Annotated in this window: 27 protein-coding genes; 10 read left to right on the forward strand and 17 right to left on the reverse strand. The window is 73.6% G+C overall.

All coding sequences use genetic code 11. The annotated features are described in order from the left end of the window. Nucleotides 1-41 precede the first annotated feature (41 nt). A complete protein-coding gene (locus tag AB5J87_RS32370; protein ID WP_369381933.1) occupies nt 42-1,838 on the reverse strand; it encodes a fatty acyl-AMP ligase in 1,797 nt (598 codons plus the stop codon). Nucleotides 1,839-2,152: 314 nt separating this feature from the next. Between AB5J87_RS32370 and AB5J87_RS32375 the strand changes: the two genes are divergently transcribed. The 4 genes from AB5J87_RS32375 to AB5J87_RS32390 all read left to right on the forward strand — a co-directional run bounded on the left by AB5J87_RS32375 (nt 2,153) and on the right by AB5J87_RS32390 (nt 5,931). Next, nucleotides 2,153-2,734, forward strand: coding sequence for an MFS transporter (locus tag AB5J87_RS32375; protein ID WP_369381934.1), 582 nt, complete (start codon nt 2,153-2,155; stop codon nt 2,732-2,734). Nucleotides 2,735-2,736: 2 nt separating this feature from the next. After that, the gene (locus tag AB5J87_RS32380) at nt 2,737-3,429 is read left to right on the forward strand and encodes a TetR/AcrR family transcriptional regulator (RefSeq protein ID WP_369381936.1); all 693 of its coding nucleotides are present in this window, start codon (nt 2,737-2,739) and stop codon (nt 3,427-3,429) included. 171 nt (nt 3,430-3,600) lie between these two features. Then, a complete protein-coding gene (locus AB5J87_RS32385) occupies nt 3,601-4,818 on the forward strand; it encodes an alpha/beta hydrolase family protein (RefSeq protein WP_369381939.1) in 1,218 nt (405 codons plus the stop codon). 297 nt (nt 4,819-5,115) lie between these two features. After that, complete coding sequence (locus tag AB5J87_RS32390; protein WP_369381941.1) at nt 5,116-5,931, forward strand: BTAD domain-containing putative transcriptional regulator; 816 nt, start codon at nt 5,116-5,118, stop codon at nt 5,929-5,931. 87 nt (nt 5,932-6,018) lie between these two features. Here AB5J87_RS32390 and AB5J87_RS32395 read toward each other — a convergent pair whose 3' ends face one another. Beyond that, on the reverse strand, nt 6,019-7,185 hold the full coding sequence (locus AB5J87_RS32395; protein WP_369381944.1) for an alpha-hydroxy-acid oxidizing protein: 1,167 nt from the start codon (nt 7,183-7,185) through the stop codon (nt 6,019-6,021). 159 nt (nt 7,186-7,344) lie between these two features. On the opposite strand from AB5J87_RS32395, the gene htpX reads away from it, so the two are divergent. After that, on the forward strand, nt 7,345-8,250 hold the full coding sequence (gene htpX / locus AB5J87_RS32400; protein ID WP_369381946.1) for a zinc metalloprotease HtpX: 906 nt from the start codon (nt 7,345-7,347) through the stop codon (nt 8,248-8,250). A gap of 4 nt (nt 8,251-8,254) precedes the next feature. Next, nucleotides 8,255-8,833, forward strand: a complete 579-nt coding sequence (locus tag AB5J87_RS32405) for a hypothetical protein (protein WP_369381949.1) — start codon at nt 8,255-8,257, stop codon at nt 8,831-8,833. A 7-nt stretch (nt 8,834-8,840) separates the two neighbouring features. Here AB5J87_RS32405 and cynR read toward each other — a convergent pair whose 3' ends face one another. After that, entirely contained in the window at nt 8,841-9,740 is a 900-nt protein-coding gene (gene cynR / locus AB5J87_RS32410) for a transcriptional regulator CynR (RefSeq protein ID WP_369381951.1), read from the reverse strand. Nucleotides 9,741-9,874: 134 nt separating this feature from the next. Between cynR and AB5J87_RS32415 the strand changes: the two genes are divergently transcribed. Further along, nucleotides 9,875-10,474 (forward strand): carbonic anhydrase, encoded by a 600-nt coding sequence (locus AB5J87_RS32415; RefSeq protein ID WP_369381953.1) that lies wholly within the window; start codon nt 9,875-9,877, stop codon nt 10,472-10,474. 94 nt (nt 10,475-10,568) lie between these two features. Next, on the forward strand, nt 10,569-11,039 hold the full coding sequence (gene cynS, locus AB5J87_RS32420) for a cyanase (protein WP_369381955.1): 471 nt from the start codon (nt 10,569-10,571) through the stop codon (nt 11,037-11,039). Nucleotides 11,040-11,093: 54 nt separating this feature from the next. On the opposite strand, the gene AB5J87_RS32425 is transcribed toward cynS, so the two are convergent. The 4 genes from AB5J87_RS32425 to AB5J87_RS32440 are packed head-to-tail and all read right to left on the reverse strand — an operon-like array spanning nt 11,094 to nt 14,651. Continuing rightward, nucleotides 11,094-12,398, reverse strand: coding sequence for an ABC transporter permease (locus AB5J87_RS32425; RefSeq protein ID WP_369381958.1), 1,305 nt, complete (start codon nt 12,396-12,398; stop codon nt 11,094-11,096). Beyond that, complete coding sequence (locus tag AB5J87_RS32430; protein WP_369381960.1) at nt 12,398-13,102, reverse strand: ABC transporter ATP-binding protein; 705 nt, start codon at nt 13,100-13,102, stop codon at nt 12,398-12,400. Before AB5J87_RS32430 ends, AB5J87_RS32425 begins: the two co-directional genes overlap by 1 nt. After that, the gene (locus AB5J87_RS32435; RefSeq protein WP_369381962.1) at nt 13,099-14,157 is read right to left on the reverse strand and encodes a peptidoglycan-binding protein; all 1,059 of its coding nucleotides are present in this window, start codon (nt 14,155-14,157) and stop codon (nt 13,099-13,101) included. The genes AB5J87_RS32430 and AB5J87_RS32435 overlap by 4 nt, the downstream gene beginning before the upstream one ends. After that, nucleotides 14,154-14,651, reverse strand: a complete 498-nt coding sequence (locus AB5J87_RS32440; RefSeq protein ID WP_369381964.1) for a hypothetical protein — start codon at nt 14,649-14,651, stop codon at nt 14,154-14,156. The genes AB5J87_RS32435 and AB5J87_RS32440 overlap by 4 nt, the downstream gene beginning before the upstream one ends. 90 nt (nt 14,652-14,741) lie before the next feature. Between AB5J87_RS32440 and AB5J87_RS32445 the strand changes: the two genes are divergently transcribed. Both AB5J87_RS32445 and AB5J87_RS32450 read left to right on the forward strand, forming a co-directional pair. Further along, nucleotides 14,742-15,401 (forward strand): response regulator transcription factor, encoded by a 660-nt coding sequence (locus tag AB5J87_RS32445; protein WP_369381965.1) that lies wholly within the window; start codon nt 14,742-14,744, stop codon nt 15,399-15,401. Beyond that, complete coding sequence (locus tag AB5J87_RS32450; RefSeq protein ID WP_369381966.1) at nt 15,398-16,582, forward strand: sensor histidine kinase; 1,185 nt, start codon at nt 15,398-15,400, stop codon at nt 16,580-16,582. The genes AB5J87_RS32445 and AB5J87_RS32450 overlap by 4 nt, the downstream gene beginning before the upstream one ends. A 48-nt stretch (nt 16,583-16,630) precedes the next feature. Here AB5J87_RS32450 and AB5J87_RS32455 read toward each other — a convergent pair whose 3' ends face one another. From AB5J87_RS32455 to paaA, 10 genes are all read right to left on the reverse strand, one after another. Continuing rightward, a complete protein-coding gene (locus AB5J87_RS32455; RefSeq protein WP_369381968.1) occupies nt 16,631-17,200 on the reverse strand; it encodes a TetR family transcriptional regulator in 570 nt (189 codons plus the stop codon). Continuing rightward, nucleotides 17,197-18,678 carry an MFS transporter gene (locus AB5J87_RS32460; RefSeq protein WP_369381969.1) on the reverse strand — a complete coding sequence of 494 codons (1,482 nt, stop codon included), beginning with the start codon at nt 18,676-18,678 and terminating at the stop codon, nt 17,197-17,199. The genes AB5J87_RS32455 and AB5J87_RS32460 overlap by 4 nt, the downstream gene beginning before the upstream one ends. Before the next feature lie 99 nt (nt 18,679-18,777). Beyond that, entirely contained in the window at nt 18,778-19,581 is an 804-nt protein-coding gene (locus AB5J87_RS32465; RefSeq protein WP_369381970.1) for an alpha/beta hydrolase family protein, read from the reverse strand. Next, nucleotides 19,574-20,422, reverse strand: a complete 849-nt coding sequence (locus tag AB5J87_RS32470; protein ID WP_369381972.1) for a tryptophan 2,3-dioxygenase — start codon at nt 20,420-20,422, stop codon at nt 19,574-19,576. Before AB5J87_RS32470 ends, AB5J87_RS32465 begins: the two co-directional genes overlap by 8 nt. 33 nt (nt 20,423-20,455) lie before the next feature. Beyond that, entirely contained in the window at nt 20,456-21,238 is a 783-nt protein-coding gene (locus AB5J87_RS32475) for an SDR family oxidoreductase (protein ID WP_369381974.1), read from the reverse strand. Between the two features lie 96 nt (nt 21,239-21,334). Beyond that, nucleotides 21,335-22,456 (reverse strand): 2Fe-2S iron-sulfur cluster-binding protein, encoded by a 1,122-nt coding sequence (locus tag AB5J87_RS32480; protein WP_369381976.1) that lies wholly within the window; start codon nt 22,454-22,456, stop codon nt 21,335-21,337. Nucleotides 22,457-22,465: 9 nt separating this feature from the next. Continuing rightward, on the reverse strand, nt 22,466-22,963 hold the full coding sequence (gene paaD, locus AB5J87_RS32485) for a 1,2-phenylacetyl-CoA epoxidase subunit PaaD (protein ID WP_369381978.1): 498 nt from the start codon (nt 22,961-22,963) through the stop codon (nt 22,466-22,468). Continuing rightward, nucleotides 22,960-23,733: a 1,2-phenylacetyl-CoA epoxidase subunit PaaC gene (gene paaC, locus AB5J87_RS32490; protein ID WP_369381980.1), complete on the reverse strand. Its 774-nt coding sequence runs from the start codon at nt 23,731-23,733 to the stop codon at nt 22,960-22,962. The genes paaD and paaC overlap by 4 nt, the downstream gene beginning before the upstream one ends. Next, the gene (paaB, locus tag AB5J87_RS32495; protein ID WP_369381982.1) at nt 23,723-24,025 is read right to left on the reverse strand and encodes a 1,2-phenylacetyl-CoA epoxidase subunit PaaB; all 303 of its coding nucleotides are present in this window, start codon (nt 24,023-24,025) and stop codon (nt 23,723-23,725) included. The genes paaC and paaB overlap by 11 nt, the downstream gene beginning before the upstream one ends. Beyond that, nucleotides 24,022-25,023 carry a 1,2-phenylacetyl-CoA epoxidase subunit PaaA gene (gene paaA / locus AB5J87_RS32500; RefSeq protein WP_369383736.1) on the reverse strand — a complete coding sequence of 334 codons (1,002 nt, stop codon included), beginning with the start codon at nt 25,021-25,023 and terminating at the stop codon, nt 24,022-24,024. The genes paaB and paaA overlap by 4 nt, the downstream gene beginning before the upstream one ends. Between the last annotated feature and the right edge of the window lie 24 nt (nt 25,024-25,047).

Consider the following 25,047-nt stretch of genomic DNA (forward strand, 5'->3'; position numbering starts at 1 on the left):
CGTACCTCTTCCTGTGGGGCCGGGGCGCGGTGGACCGGGCGTCAGCGGCCGGGGGCGGCCAGCGGGGCGGGGTGCGGGGCGGGAGCGTCGGGGGCGGTGACGAGCGCGGCCAGCGGCTGCTCCAGGCGCTGGTGGAGCACGGGCAGGGCGCCGTCCAGGAACAGCCGGCGCATCAGGGTGCGCCGGGTCTTGCCGCTGGTGGTCTTGCGGACCGCCCCGGGACGCACCAGGACCACACCGGCGGCGGGGAGCTGGAAGCGCCGGCTCAGCACGGACTGGACCGAGGCGGCCAGGCCCGGCAGATCGAGGTCGCCGCCCGGACCGGGGCGGACCTCCTGGACCACCACCACGTACGAGCGCTCCCGCTGGTCGTCACCGACGGTGAACACCGCGCCGCCGCCGCGCCGCAGGGCGGGCCCGGACTCCTGCACGGCCTGTTCGATGTCCTGCGGGTACAGGTTGCGGCCGTGGTGGATGAGCATCTCCTTGATGCGGCCGGTGACATAGAGCTCCCCGTCGACCAGCGCGCCCAGGTCCCCGGTGCGCAGATAGCCGGGGCGTCCGTCGGCGGTCTCGGCGCGGAAGCACGCGTCGGTGGCGCGCGGCCGGTTCCAGTAGCCGCGCGCGACCGAGGGGCCGCGCAGCCAGATCTCGCCGACCCGGCCGCCGGCCAGCGCCTCCCGGGTCGTCGGATCGGCGATCAGCACCTCGCTCCCGGCGGGCCGGCCGCAGCCGACCAGGGTGCGCGAGGGCCGCCCGGCCACGGCGGGCCGCAGCTCGTGCTGCTCCAAGTGGTGGACGTCCACGTCCAGTTCGACGTGGACGGAGGTGGTGTCCCCGGCCGAGGCGAGCAGGGTGTTCTCGGCCAGCCCGTAGCAGGGGAACAGGGCCTCGCGGCGCAGTCCGTGGGCGGCGAAGCGGTCGGCGAAGGTGCGCAGGGTGGTGGCGCGCACCGGCTCGGCCCCGTTGAGCGCCACCCGCAGGCACGACAGGTCGAGCCCCTCGGCCTGCTCCTCGGTGGTGCGCCGGGCGCACAGCTCGTAGCCGAAGTCGGGCGAGGCGGTGCCCTCCACCCGGTAGTCGTGGATCATCCGCAGCCAGCGGTGCGGCTGCTTGATGAAGGAGACGGGGGACATCTGGACGCTGGTGCCGCCCATCCACAGCGGGTGCAGCGTCATCCCGATCAGGCCCATGTCGTGGTAGAGCGGCAGCCAGCTGCCGGTGACCACGCCGGGGCCGGTGAGCATGGAGCGGTGGATGGCCTCCTCGTTGGCGGCCAGGTTGGCGTGGGTGACCATCACCCCCTTGGGGTCGCTGGTGGAGCCCGAGCTGTACTGGAGGAAGGCGATGTCGTCGGGGCGGGTGTCCGGGGCGCGCCAGGGGCCGGGGTCGGAGCCGTCGTCCTCGGGCGCCAGGCACACCACGTCGTGCTCGCCGGCGGCGGCCAGCCACGCGGCGAGCGCCTGGCGGTGGGCGGGCTGTGTGAGGACCGCGCCCACGCGGGCGTCCTTGAGGATGCCGCCGACCCGGGCGAGCCGCTCGCCGGGCTCGTCGGGCAGCGGGGCGGGGATGGCGGTGCGCCCGGCGTAGAAGCAGCCGAGGAAGGCGGTTACGAACTCCAGTGTCGGCGGGTGGAGCAGCAGCACCGGGCGGGCCGGGTCGCCCCGGGACTCCTGGCGCAGCCGGGCGGCCACGAGCCGGGCGCGGCGGTCGAGTTCGGCGTAGGTGAGCTCTTCGGGCCGCGTGGTCCGGCCGTCCTCGTGCAGGTAGACGAACGCGAGCCGGTCGGGGTGCTGCTCCACTCCGGCGCGTACGGCCTCCGTCAACGTCCTGTGCATCTCGTCCCTTCCCTCGTGGCGCGGCGGTGGTGCGGGCGATGCGGCACCAAGTGCCAGCTGCTGCACCATCGTTGGCGGGAAGTGCAAAGGCGCTGTAAAGGAAGGCTTGAGGTGCACGTCAGACCCGCACGTGAGGGTGGTTGAACTGACCTTTGCCGAGGTCCAGTTGGCACCCAGTGCCGCATGTCCGGATCCGAGTCGCTCCTGTTTCGATACGCCATTGACTCGGTTGCCGGGCGGGTCTAGCGTCGTCAACCGCACCGCCGCACGGGCCAGTTCACGCAGCACCCTCTTCCTTCCGAGGAGCGGCACCCGTGACCACTCAGCTCCACACCCGCGACACCGGGCAGGAACCGGCCGCCACCCACCGCTGGTGGGTCCTGGGCGTACTCGTGGTGAGCCTCCTGCTCGCCGTCCTCGACCCCTCGATCCTGAACGTGGCGCTCAACACGCTCGCCGAGCCCGCGCCCCAGGGCCTCGGCGCCTCCTCCGGCGCCCTCCAGTGGGCGGTGGACGCCCACCCCCTGGCCTTCGCCGCCCTGCTCCTCGGCACCGGCGTGCTCGCCGACCGCGGGGGGCGCAGACGCACCCTGGTGGCCTGTCTCGCCGTCTTGGGGCTCTGCTCGCTCTGGTTCGCCCACACGGGCGGCTCCGGCGAACTGATCGCCGCCCGCACCGGGCTCGGCGTCGGCGGCGCGCTGGTCCCGCGCGGCGCGGCGCTCGCGGACCGGGCCGTCGGCTCGTTCGTGTCCGCCATGCACACCACCGCGCCGGTCGCCGCCGCGGTCACCTTCGCGGGCACCCTCGTCAGCCTGTTCCTGCTGCCGTCCCGCGCCCGGGACGCGTCCGCCGGCCCGGCGCCGGCCGCCCGGGTCCACCACTCCACGGAGGTCTGAGCATGCCCCCACCCGTCCCACCCCTCCCGCCCGGGACCGGCACGGGGACCGAGAACGCCCCGCCCGCCGGGTCCACCGGCCCGGCCCCGCCCGCCCCGCGCACCGCGCGGGGCGGGCGCCCGCGCGATCCCGCCGCCGATCGCGCGATCCTGGAGAGCGCCCTCGGCCTGCTCGGCGACGGGTGCAGCTACGGCGCGCTGTCGATGGACCTGGTGGCCCAGCGGGCCGGGGTCGCCCGCGCCACCGTCTACCGGCGCTGGCGCAACAAGGAGGAGCTGGTCCTCGCGGCCCTGAGCAGCCTCGACGTGCCCGTCACGCCGTCGCAGGGGCTGCCGCTGCGGGACCGGCTCGTCGACCTGGTCGACCAGATCCGCCACCGCGGCCAGGACACCAATCTGCACCGCCTCCTGGCCGGTCTCCTCGGGGAGGCGGTGCACCGCCCGCAGCTGGTGGAGCGGTACGAGGACACCGCGGTCGCCGCGCGGCGGGACGCCATGCGGCAGGTGCTGCGCGACGGTCTGGACAGCGGCGAGCTGCGTCCCGGCCTGGACGTGGACCAGGCCATCGAGCTGCTCACCGGACCGATGCTGGCCCGGCTGATCCTCCGTCAGCGTCCGGTGGAGTCGGCCGCCTTCGCGGAGGCGATCGTCGACACCTTCCTCGACGGCACCCGGTCCCGCCCGGCGCCCCGGTAGGGCGGCCACCGGCACACCGTCGGCACGCACCGGCCGCACGCGCGCGAACGCGCCGTGGCGGAGCGCTTCGGCGCCGAGGCGCCGACCGCACCGGCCGTACGCGCGCGAGCGCGCCCCCCACCCGCCGGACCGGCGGGATCCGCTGTCCCCTTCCACCCAGGAGCCGCAGCCATGAAGTTCCTCTTCGACGACCCAGCCTTCGACTACCAGGCACTGCGCGCCGCGGGCTACGCCGACCACGGCGGGGCGCAGCTCGGCGAGGTCATCGCAGTCGCCTCGCGCGTCCCCGACGGTGACACCGACGCCTGGCGGCGCGAGTGGACGGCGCTGGCCGAACGGGTCCACCGGCTGGCCGCCGGGGCGCTCGCCGAGCACCGCGCCCTCGACGCGCGCTCCGCGCTGCTGCGGGCGCACACCTACTACCGCACCGCCGAGTTCTTCCTGCGCGACGACCCGGTCCACGACCCCGAGGCGGCCCGGCTGATGCGGCTCTCCAAGGAGACCTTCGCCGAGGCCGCCCGGCTGATGGAGCGCCCGCCCGAGCCCGTGCGCGTCCCGTACGAGGACGGCTTCCTGCCCGGCCACTTCTACCGGGCCGACGACTCGGCGGGGCCCCGGCCCACCCTCGTCCACCACGGCGGCATCGACTCCACGCTCGAAGAGGGGTACTTCTTCATCGCCGCGGCGGCCCAGGCGCGCGGCTACCACTGTCTGTGCGTCGAGGGCCCCGGCCAGGGCTCGGTACTGCGCGAGCAGGGGCTCACCTTCCGGCCCGACTGGGAGAACGTGGTCACGCCCGCGGTCGACTTCGCCCTCGCCCGGCCCGGGGTGGACCCCGAGCGCGTCGTGCTGATGGGCACCAGCCTGGGCGGGCTCCTGGCGGTACGGGCCGCGGCCTTCGAGCACCGGCTGGCGGGGTGCGTCGCCCATGACGCGGTCTGGCAGCTCGGTGACGTGGTGGCGCTGCCGCCGTTCGTCCACGAGTGGGTCGAGCGGGGCTGCGACGACTTCGCCAACCCCGTGATGTACGGGATCGCCGTCCAGCAGACCTTCACCCGCTGGCTGCTTCGGCAGGCGCTGTGGACCTTCGGCGCGAGCACCCCCGCCGAACTGCTGCGCCGGATGCCCGCGTTCGGCCTGGCGGACGTGGTGGGGCAGGTGCGCTGCCCGGTCCTGGTGCTCGACGCCGAGGAGGACATGTTCTTCGCCGGGCTGGAGCACGCGAAGAAGGTGTACACCGGGCTGAACGGGCCCAAGACCCTGCATGTGTTCACCGCCGACGAGGGCGGCGGCGCGCACTGCCACTCCGGCTCGATGACGCTCTTCCACGACCGGGTCTTCTCCTGGCTGGCCGAGACCCTGGCGCCCGAACCGGCGGGTGCGCGCTGAACCACCGCACCGGCGCCCGGGGCGGCCGGCCCGGAGGGGACCACCCTCCCGGCCGGCCGCCCCGGGCGCTCTGTATACGGCTCCCGGAATTAGTAAGCGAATTCCCGCTGATTGGTGGCCGAAAGGGGCTCCGGGTGCTGCGTTCCAGGTGTTAGCACCCTTTTAATGGTTACGTAACGATTGCTCGACTACGATGTTTATCGGCAATCGTGGGCCCTGGGAACGCGATGCCCTGGGGTGATCGGGGAGATCCGTACTAGTTGAATGCCCGGTATGCATTCAAGGGGGTTGCGTCACGTGTCCCTGTCCTATGCACAATCCAGTCGTCCGCTGCGCTACGAAGTGCTCGGACGGCTCCGGGTGACCTGCGGAGACGCCGATCTGACACCGGCGCCACCGAAGATCGCCAAACTGCTCGCCCTGCTGACCGTCCGGGCGGGGGAGACCGTACCGGGGGACAAACTCGTGGCGGAGCTGTGGGAACAGCATCCGCCCCGCTGTGCGGCGGCGAGCCTGCGGGTCTATGTCTCGCAGCTGCGCAAGCTGCTGGGCACACCCGGCCGGGCGTCGCCGATCGTGACCGCGTCACCCGGATACATTCTCGACGTCAGCCAGAACCAACTGGACGTCCGGTTGTTCGAACGGCTCTATGAAAGCGGCCGGTCCCGTTACGCGGCGGCCGACTACCCGGCGGCGGCCGAGTGTCTGAGAAATGCCCTCGCGATATGGCGGGGGCCGGTTCTCGACGGCATGTCGGGATCTTCGGAGATCAGCTCGTTCGCCGCGGTCGAGGAAGAAAAACGGCTGAATTGCATCGAGCTGAATATTGAATCCGCCCTGGCCCTCGGCCGTCATCACGCGGTCATCGAGGAGCTCAAGGGCCTGGTCGTGCAGCACCCCCTGCGCGAACCGTTCTACCGGCAGCTGATGGCCGCCCTGTACCGGGTGGGCCGCCAGGGAGACGCGCTGGGCGTCTACCGCAGCGCGCGCCGGGTCATCCGCGACGAGCTGGGTGTCGAACCCGGCACCCCGCTCCAGCTCACCCAGGAAGCCATCCTGCGGGCCGACCCGGCCCGGCTGGAGGCGGTGGGCGTGACGGCCGCGGCACGCTGACGCGGCGGCCCGCCCGCCGGTCCCGGCGAGCCCCGGCGATCCCGGGGCACCGGGGACCGGACGCGCGGACGCCCGGACCCGTACGGCTCAGCCGACGCGGCGCAGCGCATCCGGAGTGAGGTCCGCGAGCCGCGGATAGCCGTCCACCGCCATCAGCAGATCCGCCTCCGCCAGCATCGAGCGCAGCACATGGACGATGCCGTCCGCCCCTCCCACCGCGAGGCCGTAGGCGTACGGGCGGCCGATTCCCACCGCCGTCGCCCCCAGGGCGATCGCCTTGACCACGTCCGCCCCGCTGCGCACCCCCGAGTCGAACAGCACCGGCAGGCCCTGGGCCGCCGCGACGACTTCGGGCAGCACGTCCAGCGCGGGCAGCCCGCCGTTGGCCTGCCGGCCGCCGTGGTTGGAGCAGTAGATCCCGTCCGCGCCCCTGTCCCGGGCCCGCCGGACGTCCTCGGGGTGGCAGAGCCCCTTCACGATCAGCGGCAGCGCGGTGAGCGACCGCAGCCAGGGCAGATCGTCCCAGGTCAGCGGGGCACCGAAGACCTGGGTCCAGCGCAGCACCGCCGCCCCGGGGTCCTCCTCGGGCGTACGGTCCAGGGACGCCCGGAAGACCGGGTCGCCGGTGTAGTTGGCCAGGCAGTGGCCGCGCAGCTGGGGGAAGTTGGCGGTGCTCAGATCGCGCGGGCGCCAGCCGGTGACCCAGGTGTCGAGGGTGACCACGATCGCCTTGAACCCGGCCTTCTCGGCCCGCCCCACCAGGCTCTCGGCCAGCTCCCGGTCGGTGGGGGTGTACAGCTGGAAGAACCCGGGGGTCGCGCCGAACTCGGCGGCGACCTCCTCCATGGGGTCGGCGCTCAGCGTCGAGGCCACCATCGGGACGCCGGTGCGGGCCGCCGCCCGCGCGGTGGCCAGATCGCCGTGTCCGTCCTGGGCGCACAGCCCGATCACCCCGATCGGCGCCATGAACAGGGGAGAGGGCAGGGTCATGCCGAACAGTTCGGTCGACAGGTCGCGCTCGGCGGCCCCCACGAACATCCTCGGGTACAGGCCCCACCGCTCGAAGGCCGCCACATTGGCGCGCTGGGTGCGCTCGTCGCCCGCGCCGCCCGCCACGTACGACCACACCGGGGGCGCCAGCGCGGCCCTGGCCCGGGACTCCAGCTCCTCGTGCGCGAACGGCAGCGACGGCACCACACCGCCGAGCCCCGCCAAGTAGATCTCGTTCTGGTAGGAGCCGAATGGCTGGGTCATCGAGTTCCCTCCCGTCGTGCCGCGCCCGGCGGCCCGGCCGCTCCGCCGGTGGCCCACATCCTCGACGCGCGGGGCGTCCGCCGCAACGCCCCTTTACGGGCTCCGTAAGTGGCATGGTGGACAGTGAAGGAGCAGAGCATCGGTCCCCCGGGAGACATCATGCGCAGCCGCTTCCAGCCCGACCGGCAGTTGACCGTCCGCATGCTGGTCACGGTGTTCCTGCTGGGCCTGCTGTACGTGGCGTTCGTCGCCGCGCTGCTGGTCCTGCTGAAGTCGACGGTCCTGGTCGTGGTGATCGCCGCGGCCCTGCTCCTGGGGCAGTACTGGTTCTCCGACCGGATCGCGCTGTACGCGATGCGCGGGCGGGTCGTCACCCGTGAGGAGCAGCCCCAACTCCACGGTCTGGTCGACCGGTTGTGCGCGACGGCCGACATGCCGGTGCCCCGGATCGCGGTCGCCGACACCGATCTGCCCAACGCCTTCGCCACCGGACGCAACGCCGACCACGCGGTCGTCTGCGTCACCACCGGACTGCTGCGCCGCCTGGAGCCGGAGGAGCTGGAGGGCGTGGTGGCCCATGAGCTGTCGCACGTGGCGCACCGCGATGTCGCGGTGATCACCGTGGCCTCGTTCCTCGGCGTCATCGCCGGGCTCATCGTCCGGTTCGCCTTCTACTCCCAGATGTTCGGCGGGCGCCGCCGGGGCGATCAGAACACCTTCGCGATCCTGATGGCCGTGATGGCCGTCTCCGCGGTGGTGTACGCGGTGAGCTTCCTGCTCATCCGGGCCCTGTCGCGCTACCGGGAACTGGCCGCCGACCGCGCCGCCGCCCTGCTCACCGGCCGCCCCTCCGCGCTCGCCTCGGCGCTGACCAAGCTGGACGGCGACATCGCCCGCATCCCCAGCAAGGACCTGCGCACGGCGAGCGCGTTCAACGCGTTCTACTTCGCCCCCGCCCTGGGCGCGGGCGCCGCGCTCTCCCGGCTTTTCTCCACCCACCCGAGCCTGGAGCAGCGCCTGGCCGGGCTGGCCAGGATCTCCGCCGAGCTGGGACGGAGCGCCTGATCGCATGGGCTTCCTGGACATCCTGCTCGGGCGCACCAAGCCCGTCGCCCCCGACCTGGACCGGCTCTTCGCGGTGCCGTCCGCCGCCCTCACCCTGGAGGCGGCGGCCGGGTTCACCGCGACCGGCCGGGGTTCGGTGTGCTTCACCTCGGTGGAGGGCGGGGCCTTCGGCCGGATCCGCGACGACATCGAGGCGCTGTTGGACGCGGACGCCGACCGCGGCGGCGAGCCGGTGGAGTTCAGCCGCGACGGGTTCGGCTACACCTGGCTGCTCTCCCGCCGCACCCCCACCGACCTGCCCGCGCTCGTCGGCGATCTGCACGCCGTGAACACCTCGCTCCAAGAGAGCGGCTTCGGCCCCCAACTGCTGTGCTCACTGGTCGGTTTCGAGGACGCCGAGGGGCATGCGCTGGCGCTCGTCTACCTCTACAAGCGCGGCACGTTCTACCCCTTCGCGCCGCTGCCCGGGGAGAAGCGGGACAGCGCGCTGGAGCTGCGGGTCAAGGCCGTGCTGGCGGACGACCTGGCCGTGGAGCCCGACCTGGCCCGCTGGTTCCCGGTGTGGGGTGCGCCGGGGCTGTGAGGGTCCGTCAGGCGGGTTGGTAGCCGCGTTCGCGTACGACGTCCCGGGCGAGGCGGGCGAACGCGCGGGCGGCGGCGCTGGTGTAGGCGCCCTCGCGCCGCAGCAGGGTCACCGTACGGGCGGGCAGCGCGGGATCGAGCGCCACCGGCCGCAGGGCCGGGTGGTCGTCGGTGACCGCGTCGGGCAGCACCGTGGCCAGCGAGGTGTGCCGGACGATCTCGGTGAGGGCCTGCACGGAGTCGGCCTCCACCGCGATGCGCGGGCGCACCCGGTGGGCGGCGAGATAGGCGTCGACATGGCCCCGGGTGGCGAAGTCGGTTCTGAGCAGCGCGAGTTGACGGCTCCCGAGCTCCCGTACCGGCAGCGGCCGGTCCCCGGGCTCCGCGTCCGCGGCCACGACCAGGCTCAGCGTCTCCGTGTACAGCGGGGTGCCCGCCACCCCGGGCAGGTGCGGTCCGAGGAAGGCGATGCCGAGGTCGATCTCGTCGGCGAGCAGGGCGGATTCGATGCGGTCCTGGGCCAGCTCGCCGACCTCCAGGGTGATGCCCGGGTGGCGGGTGTGGAAGCGGGCGAGCAGCGGGCCGGTGAGGTACGCGGTGAAGGTGGGCGTCACCGCGAGGCGCAGGCCGCCGTGCGAGAGGTCCGCCACGTCGTGCACGGCCCGCTCCGCGGCGGCCAGGTCCCGCAGGGCGCGCCGGGCGTGGGCGGTGTAGACGTCGCCCGCGTCGGTGAGCCGTACGGCCCGACCCGTGCGGTCGAGGAGCTGGGCGCCGAGGGTGTGTTCCAGCTGTTTGATCTGCTGGGAGAGCGTGGGCTGCGAGATGTGCAGCTCCTCGGCGGCGCGGGTGAAGCTGCCGTGCTCGGCCACGGCGAGCAGATAGCGCAGATGACGGAGTTCCAGGGCCATGGGACCGACTATAGAGGCATCTATAGATGAGACCAATGGAAGACATGGATAGTGCGTCTTGGACGCTATAGACACAGGTCATGCATGGTGGAACCCGTCGGCCCCCAGGGTCGGCAACCACCGAAGGGAGTGACATGCAAGACCTCACCGAGGGTGTCGCGCGGTTCCGGCGGGACGTCTTCCCCGCGAAGGCGGAGCTCTTCGCCCACCTGGCGGGCACCCACCGCCCCGGCACGCTGTTCATCGGCTGCTCCGACGCCCGGGTGGTGCCCGAACTGATCACCCAGAGCGAGCCGGGCGATCTGTTCGTGATCCGCACCGCGGGCAATCTGGTCCCCGCGTACGGCGCCGGCGCCGACGGGGTGGCGGCGAGCATCGAGTACGCGGTCGCCGTCCTCGGCGTCAGTGACGTCGTGGTGTGCGGGCACTCCGCCTGCGGGGCCATGACCGCCCTGGCCGACGGCCACGACCTGACCGGCCTCGCGGCCGTCCGCGGCTGGCTGCGCCACGCCGACGCCTCGCTGGCCCGTACCGCCGCCACCGGCACCGTGGACGTCGACGCCCTGGTCCGCGAGAACGTCCGCGCCCAGCTGGCCGCCCTCGCCACCCACCCCTCGGTGGCCCGCGCCCTGGCCCGTGAGGCGCTCACCCTGCACGGCTGGGTCTACGACATCCCCTCCGGCACGGTCGAGGAGCTCCGCCACGCGGGGCACCCGGCGCCCGCCGCGGCCTGACACCACCCGGCCCGCCACGAGGCGGGCACGGCCCCGCACCCACCGGAACCGGCGACGGAGTCCGGACACCGCTACCGAAAGGACCCACCTTCCCATGCTGCACGCCCAGTTCGACCCCACCGCCCGCCAGCTGCTCGCCGCCACCGCCGTCGAGGCCAAGACCCGCAAGGACCTCAGCTGGCAGCAGATCGCCGACGTCACCGGCCTGTCGGTCGCCTTCGTCACCGCCGCCGTACTCGGCCAGCACGCCCTGCCGGCCGACGCGGCCCGCGCGGTCACCGAGCTGCTCGGCCTGGACGAGGACGCCGCCCTGCTGCTCACCACCGTCCCCACGCGCGGCTCCATCCCCGGCGGGATCCCGACCGACCCGACCATCTACCGCTTCTACGAGATGCTCCAGGTGTACGGCACCACGCTGAAGGCCCTGGTCCACGAGGAGTTCGGGGACGGCATCATCAGCGCGATCAACTTCAAGCTCGACGTCCGCAAGGTCGCCGACCCCGAGGGCGGCGAGCGCGCGGTGATCACCCTGGACGGCAAGTACCTGCCGACCAAGCCGTTCTGATGACGGACGGGGGCGGCCGGACCGTGGTGCGCCACGGTCCGGCCGCCCCCGCCCTCACGCCGCGTGCAGCGCCAGCGTCGGCGACAGCCGCGCGGCGCGCACGGCCGGGTACAGGCCCGCGAGCGTACCGATCACCAGGGTCGCGCCGAGTCCCCCGCCGACCGCCCACGGCGGTACCACCCAGGGCAGTCCGCCCGAGGAGGCGTACGCCCCCGTGGCCGCCGCGCCCAGGGCGACGCCCACCACCCCACCGAGCCCCGACAGCATCAGGGACTCGGCGACGAACTGGATCCTGATCTGGCCCCGGGTCGCCCCGAGCGAGCGGCGCAGCCCGATCTCGTGGCGCCGTTCGAGCACCGAGATGATCATGGTGTTGGCCACGCCGACCCCGCCCACCAGGAGCGCGATCCCGCCCAGACCCAGCAGCAGCGTGGAGAGCGCGCCCTCGGTCGCCGCCTTCGCCTTCAGCGCCGCCGAGGGGTCACCGACCGCCACGTTCTGCGGGTTCTGCGGGTCGACCGTCGGGGCGAGCAGCTTCTGCACCTGCCGCACCGACGCGTCGGTGGACCGCTCGTACACCGCCGTGGGGTGTCCGTCGAAGCCCAGCAGCCGCTGCGCCGCGGCCCAGCCGACCAGCGCCGACCGCTCGATCTCCGGTGCCAGCGGCATCGGGGCGAGCACACCGACGACCGTGAAGTACCGGTCGCCGAGCCACACCTGCTGCCCCGGGCCGGTGATGCCGAGCCGCTCGGCGGCGACATGGCCGAGGACCACCGACGGGTAGCGCCCGTTGGCGGCGTTCAGCCAGGTCCCGGTGGCTACCTTGCCGCGCAGCACCTCCAGGAGGCGTTCGCTGCTCGCCTTCACCGCGATCCCGCCGGTCTCGTCCTTCGGGATCTTCTCGGTGCGGCGCACGGACCGTTTGACGTCGCCCGTCGCCCCCACCTCCTCGACCCCGTCGATGCGGCCCACCATGCCGGGCGCGTCCTTGGGCAGCTTCACCTCCTGCCCGCTGAACACGCCCTCGCCCGGCTTCACCACCAGCATGTTGGTGCCGAGCGCGTCCAGCTGCCGCAGCAGTTGGGCCTGGCTGGAGGAGGAGATGCCGACCACCGCGATCATCGTGGCGATGCCGATGGCGATCCCCAGGGCCGAGAGCACCACCCTGACCGGACGGCTGCGCAGCCCGGCCGAGCCGACGTGCAGCACGTCCCTGGGGCCGAGCCGGGCGGCCCGCAGCGCACGGGCGGGAGCGGTGCCGGACGCGCCCGCCGGGCCGTCCGTGGAGCCCGCACCCGTGGAATCCGTGGGCGAGGGGTCCCGCCCCGTGGCGTCCGTACGCGAGGAGTCGAGCGGCATCACGCGGCCACCTTTCCCCGGGCCGTGTCCGCGACGACCCGGCCGTCGCGGATGCGCACCTGGCGGGGGAGCCCGGCCGCGATCTCCGTGTCGTGGGTGATGACGGCGATGGTGGCGCCCTCCCGGTTCAGCTCGTGCAGCAGCGCCATCACCGCCTCCCCGGACGCCGAGTCCAGCGCGCCGGTCGGTTCGTCGGCCAGCAGCAGGGCGGGCTCGCCGACCACGGCCCGCGCGATGGCGACCCGCTGCTTCTGCCCGCCGGACAGCTCGTGCGGCCGGTGCCGCATCCGGTCGGCGAGGCCCACCCGGGCCAGCGCGTCGGCGGCCAGCGCCCGGCGCCGGGCCCGCGGCAGCCCCGAGTACAGCAGCCCCTCGGCCACGTTGTCGCGGGCGCTGACCCCGGGCACCAGGTGGAACGCCTGGAAGACGAAGCCGATGTGCTGGGCGCGCAGCGCCGACAGCCGGCGGTCGGTGAGCGAGGCGACCTCGTGGCCCGCGATCTCCACCCGGCCCGCGGTGGGCCGGTCGAGGGTCCCGACGACGTGGAGCAGGGTGGACTTCCCGGAGCCGGACGGTCCGGCGATGGCGAGCAACTCGCCCCGGGCGACGGTGAGATCGACCCCGTCCAGGGCCCGCACCCCGCCCGCGTACTCCTTGGTGACACCGGTGAGGCGGACGACCGCGTCCCGCGCGAGCGTGTTCATACCGACGGCACCCCGACCTTCATCCCCGCGCGCAGCCCGCCGCCGCCGACCTCCACCCGGCCCTTCCCGAACATGCCGAGCTCGACGGCGACCTCGCGGGTGGCGCCGTTCTCCACCACCTGGACGCCGAACCCGCCGCCGGAGAGCGCGAGCAGGGCGTTGACCGGCACGGACAGGACGTCGTGCCGGGTCTCGCCGGTCAGCTCGACGGTGACCGGCGCCTGGTCGAAGCCGTTCACCGCGTCCGGCCGGTCGAAGGAGACCGTGATCTCGATCTTCGGCGTCTTGTCCTGGGCGTCGTCACCGGGCTTCGCGGTCCGCCCGACCCCCGTCACCCGGCCCGGCGCCCGGGTGCCGTCCGGCAGCTGTACCGAGACCCGGGTGCCGCTCTTGGCCGAACCGGCGTCCGCGACCGGCACTTTGAACCGTACGACCCGCTCCGAGCCGGTGACCGTGAGCACCGGCTTGCCGGGGGCCACCGGATCGCCGGTCGCCGCCCCCGCCTCCTTGATCCGCACGGCGCTGCCCGCGAAGGCGACCAGCTCCGGGCCGACCGTCCCGGTCTGCTTGAGGCCGTGGGACTTCTGCCAGCGCGTGACGGCGGACGCGGTGGCGGACGTGTACGTGTCGTCGGCCGTGAAGCCGGTGTATCCGAGGGCGGCCAGGTTCTCCTCCAGCTGGCGCACGTCCTTGCCCTTGTCGCCGCTCTTCAGCGTTCGGTACATCGGCTCGGAGCCGTACATCAGCCGCACCGGGGTGCCGTCGACCTCGTACAGCCGCTGGTCGCGGCGCACGGTCGAGCCGGTCGCGGCTATCCAGTTCAGGGTGCCGGTGGCGCCCGCGTTGATCCGGCGCTCACCGAGGAAGCCGAGCGTGCCGTCCTGCTGGGAGCTGTCGCTCAGGTCGCCGCGGGTGACGTCGGCGGTGGCGGGCGGCAGCGCCGAGCGGTCGGCGCCGCCGGGCCGGTCCGGGGTGTTCAGGGCGGTCACGGCGACACCGCCGCCCGCGACCAGCACGATCGTGGCCAGTGCCACGGCCAGCCTGCGGCGGCTCATCGGCCGACGCTCTCGCACGCCTTGTTCGCCTTGTCGAACTTCGCCTTCTCGGTGCCCTCGGGTATGCGCTGCGCGGACGTCATCCCGCCGTCGAACTTCGGGTCGGGCATGTTGAAGCCGTTCTCGCGCATGCACCGCGCGTATTTGAGCATCTTGTCCTTGTCGGCCTGGGTCGGCCCCTTGCCGCTGCCCGCGCCGCCCTTGCCCGCGCACGCCCTGAGCGCCTTCTCCATCTTCTCCTTGGACATGCCCTCGCCGGAGACGCTCAGCGCCCGCTCGTCCTGCCCGGGCTCGGGCTCGGGCACCTTCAGGCCCTGTTCGCGCAGGCACTTGCGGTGCGCGAGCGCCTGGTCCGCCTGCTTCCCGGCGTCGCCGGTGCCGTCCTTGCCGCCGTCCGCCCCCTCGCCGCCCGAGCAGGCGGTGGCGATGAGGGCGAGGGCGGACAGGGTGGTGGCCGCCATGATCCTGCCGAGGTGTCGCTGCGAAGTCGTCATGGGCCCGGAGCCTGCCGCGAGCCGGTGTTTCGTTTCCCTCAGCGGATGCGTTAACAACGCCGAAAGGTCCCTTTCGTATACACAGGGACCATGCGCGTACTGGTGGTGGAGGACGAGGAATTCCTGGCGGAGATGATCGCCGAGGGGCTGCGCCGGGACGCGCTCGCGGTCGACGTGGCGCCGGACGGCACCGAGGCGCTGCGCAAGCTCCGCTTCGGCGCCTACGACGTGCTGGTCCTCGACCGCGATCTGCCCGGGGTGCACGGCGACGAGGTGTGCCGCCGGGTCGTCGAGCAGCGGCTGCTCACCCGGGTGCTGATGCTGACGGCGGCCGGGACCGTGCGCGACCGGGTCGAGGGCCTGGGCCTGGGCGCCGACGACTACCTCGCCAAACCGTTCGCGTACGACGAACTGCTCGCCCGGGTGCTGGCGCTCGGCCGCCGGGCCCGGCCCGCGCTGCCGCCCGTGCTCGAACGCGCCGGGATCGTCCTGGACACCGCCCGCCGCCAGGCCAGCCGCGACGGCCGCCACCTCCAGCTGTCGCGCAAGGAGTTCGCGGTGCTCGAAGCGCTGCTGCGGGCCGAGGGGGCGGTGCTCAGCAGCGAGGACCTGATCGAGCAGGTGTGGGAGGAGCACACCAGCTACCGCACCAACGCCGTCCGGGTCACCCTCAGCAAGCTGCGCGCCAAGCTCGGCGAGCCGCCCGTCGTGCACACCGTGCCGGGCGCGGGCTACCGGATCCCGGCGTGAAGTCGGAACGGGCGCGGCTGACCGCCCTGTACGGCGGGCTCCTCGTCCTCGCGGGCGCCCTGCTCACGGCCGTGGTGTACCTGCTGGTCCAGCAGGGGCTCTACTCCTCGATCAGTACCGCCGTGACCACCGCCGTACCGGCCAAGGAGCTGAAGGACCTGCCCACCGCCGTGCCCCGGCAGAGCGCCGCACCCGCCAGCCCGGCCCCCTTCCCGCCGGGCGTGGTGCCGGGGCTCGCGGTCACCCGTACGGTCAGCGGCGCCGCCGAGGACGCGGTGCTCAACCGGCTGCTGGCGGTCTCGGTGATCGTGTTCTGCGCGTACGCGGTGCTCTCCATCGCGCTCGCGTGGTGGATGGCGGGCCGGGTGCTGCGCCCGGTCGCCGTGATCACCGAGACCGCGCGGCGGCTGTCCGGGGAGAACCTGCACGAGCGGATCGCCCTCCAGGCCCCGCCCGGCGAGCTCAAGGAGCTGGCGGACACCTTCGACGGGATGCTGGGGCGGATGGAGCAACTGGTCTCGGCGCAGCAGCGGTTCGCCGCCAACGCCGCCCACGAGCTGCGCACCCCGGTGGCCGTGCAGCGGGCCGCCGCCGAGATCGGGCTGGCCGGGGAGCCGGACGCGCCCAAGGTGGCGCGGATCCGGGCCAAGCTCATCGCGGTCGCCGACGACAGCGAGCGGATCATCGAGGGGCTGCTGCTGCTCGCGGCCTCCGAACAGGGGCTGGAGCGCCGGGAGCCGGTCGCGGTGCACGAGGTCGCCCGGGCGGCGGTGGAGGCACTGGCCCCGGAGGCGGGTGAGCGGGGCGTCACGGTCGCGCTCCGGGCCGCCCCGCTCACCGTGCCCGGGGACGCGGTCCTGCTGGACCGCCTGCTGCACAACCTGATCGCCAACGGCATCCGCCACAACGTGCCGCACGGCCGCGTCGAGGTCCGCACCGGCCCCGACGGCATCACGGTGTCCAACACCGGCCCCGAGATCCCGCCGGACACGGTCCAGCTGCTCTTCGAACCGTTCCGCCGCCTCGCCCAGCGCCACCGCCACGCCCCGGGCGAGGGCGCGGGCCTGGGCATGTCCATCGTCGCGGCGATCGCACGCGCTCACGGCGCGACGACGGCGGCGTACGCGAACGGGGAGGGAGGGGGACTGACGGTACGGGTGATGTTCCCCGGCGGCCCGTGATCGTCGAGGGGTGCGGCCGAACGCGCTGTCGGCCGCCCCGGGCGCGCCCTAGCCGCCGTCTATCAGCCGCTGCAGGCCCGGCGCGTAGAGGTCCGCGAGGCGCTCGGGTGCCGTGCGGTTGCCCGCGCCGGGGCGGTGCAGGCTCAGCGTCGCCCCCAGCCCCAGCAGCTGCCCCGCGATCAGCTCGGCCCGCAACTCCGCGTCGGGCCCGGGCAGCAGACCGGAGAGCCGCGTGGTGATCTGCTCGCGGAAACGGTCGCGCAGCAGGGTGCGCTCGTCGTCCCGGCCGAGCGAGAAGACGACGCGCAGCAGCGGATCGCCCCGGAACTCGTCGCGCAGCCGCAGCATCGTGAGCACCAGGTGCCGGCCGAGACCGGCGGGCGGCGCGGCGAACAGTTCGTCGGCCACGGGCTGGAAGTCGGCGACGGTGTGGAACAGCTGCTCCTTGCTGCCGAACCGCTTCACGATGAGGGACGGGCTGACCCCGGCGTCGGCCGCGATGCCGCGCAGGGTCACCTCGGCGTAGGCGCGCAGGGCGAAGGCGCGGCGGGCGGCGCGCAGGATGGCGTCGCGCCCCGTCCCGTGCTCCGGGGTGACGGTCTGCTCGGCGGTGGTCATCTGCCCTCCTGGGCCGCGGGCACCGAAGTCGGCCCTCCGACCGTACCGGGCCCGGCCGCCTTGGCGCGCTCGGGCCGCCGCGTGGGCAGGAACGCCGTCGCCACCAGGGCCGCGAGCGCGGCGCCCGCCGCGATGAGGAAGATCAGCAGATACGCGTGCAGGGTGGGCGCGGTACGGCCCGCCGCCTCGAAGGTGACGTTGGCCAGCACCGCCGTGACCACCGCGCTGCAGCACGCCTGGCCCACCGAGCGCATCAGGGTGTTGATGCCGTTGGCGGCGCCGGTCTCGCTGACCGGGACGCCCTGCATGACGAGCGCCGGGAGCGCGGAGTACGCGATGGCGGTGCCGGCCGAGACGACGGTGGCGCCGGCCACGATCAGCCAGAGGCTGTGGCTGGTGAAGAACCGTACGACGTAGCCGACCGCCATGACGCAGGAGGCGAGCGCCAGGGCGGTCTTCGGGCCGTACTTGGCCGATATCCGGGCCGACACCGGCGACAGCGCGACCATCGAGAGGCCGCCGGGCAGCAGGCACAGACCGCTGACCACGATGGAGGCGCCGAGCCCGTATCCGGTCTCCTTGGGCTCCTGCACCATCTGCGCGGTGACCAGGGAGTTGGCGTAGAAGGCGAAGCCGATGAGCAGGGCGGCGACATTGGTGAGCAGGACGGCGGGCCGCGCCGAGACGCGCAGGTCGACCATGGGGGAGGGGACGCGCAGCTCGTAGCGGCCCCAGGCCAGCGCCACCACCAGCGAGCCGCCGGCCAGACCCAGGGTGCGGGCCGAGGTCCAGCCCCAGTCGGCGCCCTGGGTGATCGCCAGGAGCAGGCCGACCAGCGCGGCGATCAGCCCGAGGGTGCCCACGACGTCGAAGCGGCCCGGGGTGCGCACCGGCGACTCCGGCACGATCCAGACCACCAGCAGGAAGTCCAGCAGCCCGAGGGCCGCCGAGGCCCAGAACATGGTGTGCCAGTCGAAGTTCTCCACCACCACGGCCGCCACCGGCAGGCCGACGGCCGCGCCGATGCCGAGCGTGGAGCTCATCAGGGCGATGGAGGGCAGCACCCGGGCGGCGGGGAGCTCGTCGCGGATGATGCTGATCCCGAGCGGGATGACGGCGAGCGCGGCGCCCTGGAGGGCCCGGCCCGCTATGAGTACGCCGATGTCGGAGCTGGCCGCGCAGAGCACGGACCCGGCGGTGAGCACCGCGAGCGCGGCGAGCAGGACGCGCCGCTTGCCGTACATGTCGCCGACCCGGCCGAGGACGGGGGTGAAGACGGCGCCGGTCAGCAGGGTGATGGTGACCAGCCAGCCGGCGGCGCCGGGGCTGCTGCCGGTGAGCGCCGGCACATGGGGGAGCAGCGGGACGACGAGGGTCTGCATGACGGCGACGACCACGCCGCAGAACGCCAGGACCGGGACGATGAACCGGGACCGGGACACAGGGGCGGAGGCGGGGGCGGCGCTCGCCGGGGACATGCTGCTCCAGGGGACGGGAGGCGGTGGGGACGGGGGTGCACAAGCGTTCACCCCTCTTCAGGGTAAACGCTTGTGCACCCCGGTGTCCCGCCCCTGGTGCTACTCCTGCGGGACCGAGAGCCGCCGCAGGGTGTCGATCACCGCACGGGACCCCTCGGAGCCCGGCTCGATCAGGGTGTAGTGGCCGATGCCCGGCAGCTTCACCAGCTCCGCGTCGGTGTGGACGGCGAGGTAGTCGGCGAACTGCTCCAGCGGCACCTCCTCGTCCACCTCCCCGTGCAGCACCACGGTCCGCACCCCGGTGGTGCCCGCCCCGCGCAGCAGCGTCACCGGGTCGACCAGCGGCAGCCGCTCGGCCACCAGGTCGGCGCCGCCCAGCAGCTGCAGCCCCGCGCCGTCGCTGAGGTCCTCGCGGATGGTGGCGGCCAGATCCGTCAGCGGCGCCAGGCCCAGGATCGCCGTGGGCAGCCGGGTGGTGTACCAGGGCGAGCTCTCGGGCAGCAGCCCGCGCGCCCCGGCCCACAGCGCCAGGTGCCCGCCGGAGCAGTGGCCCGCCAGCACGTAGGGCCGCCCCTCCGGCAGGGTGTCCACCGCCAGCGCGATGTCGTCGAAGGTCTCCGGATAGCCGCCCGCACCACCCGATCTGCGGAAACCCGGCAGGATCGTGGTGAAGCCCTGCTGGGCGAGATGGGCCGCGAACGGGGTCAGGTGCATGCGGTCGTAGCGCCAGTAGCCGCCGTGCAGCAGGATCACGACCGGCGCGTCCGGGTCCTCGGCCGGCCACAGGTCGTACACCTGGTGCGGATGGGAGCCGTACTTGCGGTGGACGGGAGCGAGCACCGGACGGATGCTCAGCACCCGGCGCTCCTCCTCGGCGGCGAACGCGGAAGGGGTCCTAGACATGACTGCGGGCCGTCCAGAGCTCGGGGAACACGGACCGGTGGGCGCGCTTCTCCAGCCACGCCACACCGGGGGAGCCACCGCTGCCGGCCTTGGAGCCCATGGCGCGGCGGGTGGCCAGCAGATGGTCGCTGCGCCACCGCAGCACCAGCTCGGCGACCTCGGTCAGCTCCTCGCCCAGCCGCACCAGCGGATCGTGCTGCGGCCCGGCGTAGATCTGCCGCCAGACCTCCTCGACCCAGGAGTCCGGCTGGTACGGCTCGGTGAGGTCGCGCTCCAGCACGTGCTCGGGCACGGGCAGACCGCGCCGGTGCAGGAAGCGCAGCACCTCGTCGTAGAGCGACGGCTCGGCCAGCGCCGCCTCCAGCTCGGCGTAGACGGCCGGGTGGCCCCGGTGGGCCTGGACCATCGAGCGGGACTTGTCGGCGAGCAGGAACTCCATGTGCCGGTACTGCGCGGACTGGAAGCCGGACGCCTCGCCGAAGGCCGCGCGGAAGCCGTTGAACTGCGCCGGGGTCAGCGCCGCCAGCGGCGCCCAGGAGTCGTTGAGCGCCTGGTGCGAGCGGCGGCTGCGGCGCAGCGCGTCCATGGCCTGTTCGAGGTCGTCCTTGAGTAACGCGTCCCGTGCGGTGCGCCACTCGTAGACGATCAGGGTGAACCACAGCTCCATCACCTGGGTGGTGACGATGAAGGCCATCTCGCCGGGGTCGTTGGAGAGCGGCTGCTGGAGGGAGGAGAGCAGCGAGGCGTGGACGTACTCCTCGTACGGAGTCGTCCCCTCGAACTGCTTGTGGGGCGCGTCGTGTTCGGCGGACGCGGCGAGGGTACCGACGGGCTCGGTCATGGGTCTCCGTAGGTCGTGGTTCGGGCCGGGTGGTCAGACCGGCAGGCCGATGTGCGCGCCCCCGGTCGCGTCCAGCCACTGGCCGGTCATCCAGCGGGCGTCGTCGCTCGCCACGAACGCGACCACGTCGGCGATGTCGTCGGGCCGGCCGATCCGGTTGAAGACGGAGGTGGCCGCGTACGCGTTCAGCACCTCGGGCATCTTGAGCGTCGGGTTGATCTCGGTGTAGGTGAAGCCGGGCGCGACCGCGTTCACCGTGATGCCGCGCTTGCCCAGCTCGGGCGCGAGGGCCAGGGTGAGGCTGTCCAGGGCGCCCTTGGTCATCGAGTACGCCGAGATGTTGGGCATGGCGATCCGGGTGACGGCGGAGGAGATGTTGATGATGCGGCCGTTGTCCCGCAGCCGGCCGAGACCCTCCTTGATCACGAAGAAGGGGGCCTTGACGTTGATCGCGAAGAGCCGGTCGTACTCCTCCTCGGTCACGTCCGAGATCCGCTTGGGCAGCGTCACCCCGGCGTTGTTGACCAGGATGTCCAGGCCCGGCCCGGCGCCGTACTCCGACAGGCCCTTGTCGAACGCGGTCCACAGCGACTGCGCGTCGCCCGGCACCCCGAGCTCGGCGCGGATCGCGAAGGCCCGGCCGCCCGCGGCCTCGATCTCGGCGACGGTCTCCTCGGCCGCCTCGGTGCGGTGGCCGTAGTGCACGGCCACCAGCGCGCCCTCGGCGGCGAGCCGGAGCGAGATCCCCCGGCCGATTCCGCGGCTGCCGCCGGTCACCAGGGCCGTGCGCCCGCTCAGCCTGCCCGTACTGGTCATTCTCAACGCTCCTGTGGTGTCGGATGGGTGACCGCGGTGCTCCGGCGGTCGCGGGGGCGGCGCCCGTACGGGTACGGCGCGCGCGAGGGGGGTGGATCAGGCGTCGAAGTCGAGCGCGAGCTCGTCCGACTCCGGGCGGGCCCGGCAGGGCAGGGTGTAACCCGCTGCCAACTCGGCCGCGCCCAGGGCGTACTGACGGTCCATCACCGCACTGCCGCGGACCACTTTGGCGCGACAGCTGCCGCACAGGCCGTCGCGGCAGGAGTAGGGCGTCTCGGGCCGGGCGCGCAGCACCGCGTCGAGGACCACCCGGTCCTCCGGCTGCATCACCGCCTGGCTGGTGCGGCCGTCCAGGTGCGCCGAGATGAGCCCGGTGCGGCCGAGCGGCTCCGGGGGCGGGGCGGGCGGCAGGCCGCCGCCGGTGGAGAAGAGCTCGAAGCGCACCCGGTCGGGGTCCGCGCCCCACCGGGTCAGCGCCTCGCGCACGGTCTCCACCAGGCCCCACGGCCCGCAGAGGTAGAAGTGCGCCGACTCGTCCGGCTCGGCGCCCAGCAGCGCGAGCAGCCGGGGCAGCCGGTCCGCGTCGATCCGGCCCGAGAGCAGCTCGCTCTCCCGGGTCTCGCGGGAGAGCACGTGCAGCACGAAGAACCGGCCGACATGGGCGTCCTTGAGGTCGGTCAGCTCGTCCGCGAGCAGCACCGACTGCGCCGAGCGGTTGGCGTACACCAGGGAGACCCGGCACTCGGGATCCTCCCGCAGCGCCGCCGCCGCCATGCTCAGCAGCGGGGTGATCCCGCTGCCCCCCGCCACCAGGACGTGGTGTGCGCCGGGCCGCTCGGCCAGCCGGAAGTCACCGGTGGGCGGGCCGAGTTCGAGGGTGTCGCCGACGGCCAGTTCGGTGGTGGCGTACTCGGCGAAGCCGTCCGGGCCGAGCCGCTTGACCACGATCCGCAGCCCCGCGTCGGCCCCGGGGGTCAGACACACCGAGTAGCTGCGGCGCAGCTCGCGGCCGTCGGGGCGGTGGCGGACCACCACGTGCTGGCCCGCCCGGTGGGCGAAGACACCGGCGTGCTCGTCCGGCACGGCCAGGCTGATGGCCACGGTCTGCTCGCCGACCCGCTCCACCCCGGTGACGGGCAGCCGGTACCAGCCGGTCGCGCGGCGCGCGGGCGCGGTGGCGTCGGAGTCAGCGGTCTGCGCTGTAGTCGCTGTCGTCATGATGGTGCGTCACATCGCCTTCAGATGCGCGAAGGTCTCCTGGCACGAGGTGCACACCAGGACGGCTTGGCAGCGGGTCGCGCCGAACGGGCTCTGCGGCCGGGTGGCCACCGAGCCGCAGTGCGGGCAGGGCACCCCCAGGCCGACCCGCACCGACAGCGGGGCCCGGGCGGGGCCCGGGGGCACGATGCCGTGCTCGGAGAGCTTGCGGCGGCCCTCGTCGGTGATCCAGTCGGTGGTCCAGGCGGGCGAGAGCACCTGCCGGACCCGGCCGTCGGGGTGGCCGCTGTCGGCGAGCGCCTCCCGGATGCCCGCCTCGATCGCGGGCATCGCCGGACAGCCCAGGAACGTCGGGGTGATGACGACTTCCAGCGCGCCGTCGGCCGCCCGCTCCAGGGAGCGGATCACCCCCAGCTCGGCCAGCGAGATCATGGGCAGCTCGGGGTCGGGCACCGCGTCGACGCGCGCCCTGACCTCGTCCGCCGGGAGCCTCGGTACGGTGTTCACCAGCTGCCCCCCGGATACTGGAGGCGGACCGAGCGGAACTCGGCGAGCAGCGGGCCGAACGCCTCGGTGTGCAGCCCGGCCCGGCCACCGGTCGCCCGCCACGAGTCCTTGGGCAGCGTGAGGCGGGCCTCGTCGAGGACGGCGGCCACCTCCCGCCGCCACTCGGGCAGCAGCCGGGCCGGGGCCACCGCGACCCCGGCCGCGTCCAGCCGGTCCACCAGCTCGTCCGGCTCGAAGAGTTCGGCCGCGTACGGCCAGATCCGGTCCAGCGCGTCCTGCATCCGGCGGCGGCTCTCGGCCGTCCCCCGGCCCAGGCGGACCGTCCACTGGGAGGCGTGCATCTGGTGGTACTCGACCTCGCGGGCCGCCCGCGCGCCGAAGGCCGCGAGCGTCTCGTCGGAGGTCTTCTCCAGGGCGTTCCACAGCAGCCTGCTGTAGTGCGCGTACACCAGCTGGCGGGCGATGGTGTCGGCGAAGTCGCCGGGCGCCAGCTCCAGTACGAGCGCGTTGCGGAACTCCCGCTCGGTGCGGTGGTAGGCCAGCTCGTCGTCGCTGCGGCCGGTGCCGTCCAGGCTGCCGCTGTAGGTGAGCAGCGTGCGGGCGTGGCCGAGCAGGTCGAGGGCGATGTTGGCGAGCGCCAGGTCCTCCTCGATGGTGGGCGCCCGGGTGACCAGGGCGCACAGCCGCTGGCAGAGGACCAGCGCGTCGTCGCCGAGCCGCAGGGCGTAGGCCGCGCGGTCGTGGTCCGGGGTGGTCGTGCTAGCCGTCATGGCCGCTTTCCTCGTTCAACGGGACGTAGTGCTCGGGGTACCGGTACGGCTTGTGGGAGGCGTTGGCGAAGAACGGGTCCTTCTCGCTCGGCGAGGCCGCGTGGACCGCGTCCGAGCGCACCACCCACAGCGAGACGGTGTCGCCCCGACGGGTGTACAGGTCCCGGGCGTTGGCGAGCGCCATGTCGGCGTCGGCCCCGTGGACCGAGCCCACGTGCTGATGGGCCAGGCCCCGGCGCGGCCGGATGAACACCTCCCACGGCGTCTGCACCCGCGCGGACCGCTCGCTCATGACGTCTGCCCTTCCTCGTCGTCCACCCGGGCCGCGTACGCGTCGACCGCGTCCCGCACCCAGGCGCCCTCCTCGTGCGCCGCCACCCGGTGGGCCAGGCGCTGCCGGCTGCAGTGCGAGCCGTCGCCGAGCGCGCCCCGGAACAGCTGCCAGTCGATGGGGCTGAAGTCGTAGTGCCCGCGCTCCTCGTTCCAGCGGATCGCCGGGTCGGGCAGGGTCACCCCCAGCCGCTCGGCCTGCGGGACCACGTTGTCCACGAACCGCTGGCGCAGCTCGTCGTTGGTGTGCCGCTTGATGCCCCAGGCCAGCGAGCGCTGGGAGACCGCGGCGCCCATCGCCGCGGTGCGCTTGTCCGCGCCGCCCTCCACCGTGTCGGGCGGGCCGAACATCAGCGCCACGGCCGGCAGCCACCAGCGGTTCACCGCGTCCTGGGCCATCTCCCGCTGCTCCGGGGTGCCCCGGCACAGCGACCACAGCACGTCGTAGCCCTGCCGGACGTGGAACGCCTCCTCCTGGCACACCCGGCGCATGGCCCGGGCGTAGGGCCCGTAGGAGGTGTGGCACAGCGGCGCCTGGTTGGTGACCGCGGCGCCGTCCGTGAGCCAGGCGATGGCGCCGGTGTCGGCCCAGGTCAGCGCCGGGTGGTTGAAGGTGGCCGCATAGCGCTGGGTACCGCTGTGCAGGGCGTCGAGGAGCTCGGCGCGGTCCACCCCCAGCGTCTGCGCCGCCGCGTACAGATACAGCCCGTGGCCCGCCTCGTCCTGCACCTTCGCCAGCAGACTGGCCTTGCGGTGCAGCGAGGGGGCCCGGGTCAGCCAGGCACCCTCCGGCTGCATGCCGATGATCTCGGAGTGCGCGTGCTGGGAGATCTGCCGCAGCAGCATCCGCCGGTAGCCGTCGGGCATCCAGTCGCGGGGCTCGATCTGCTCCCCGGCCGCCAGCAGCGCCTCGAAGTGCTCGGTGAGCGCCTGGGTGTCCGGCGGGGCGCCGTCGGACACCGCGCTCTCCTGGAGCCCTGGAAG

Source organism: Streptomyces sp. cg36 (assembly GCF_041080675.1).
Classification (GTDB): Bacteria; Actinomycetota; Actinomycetes; order Streptomycetales; family Streptomycetaceae; genus Streptomyces.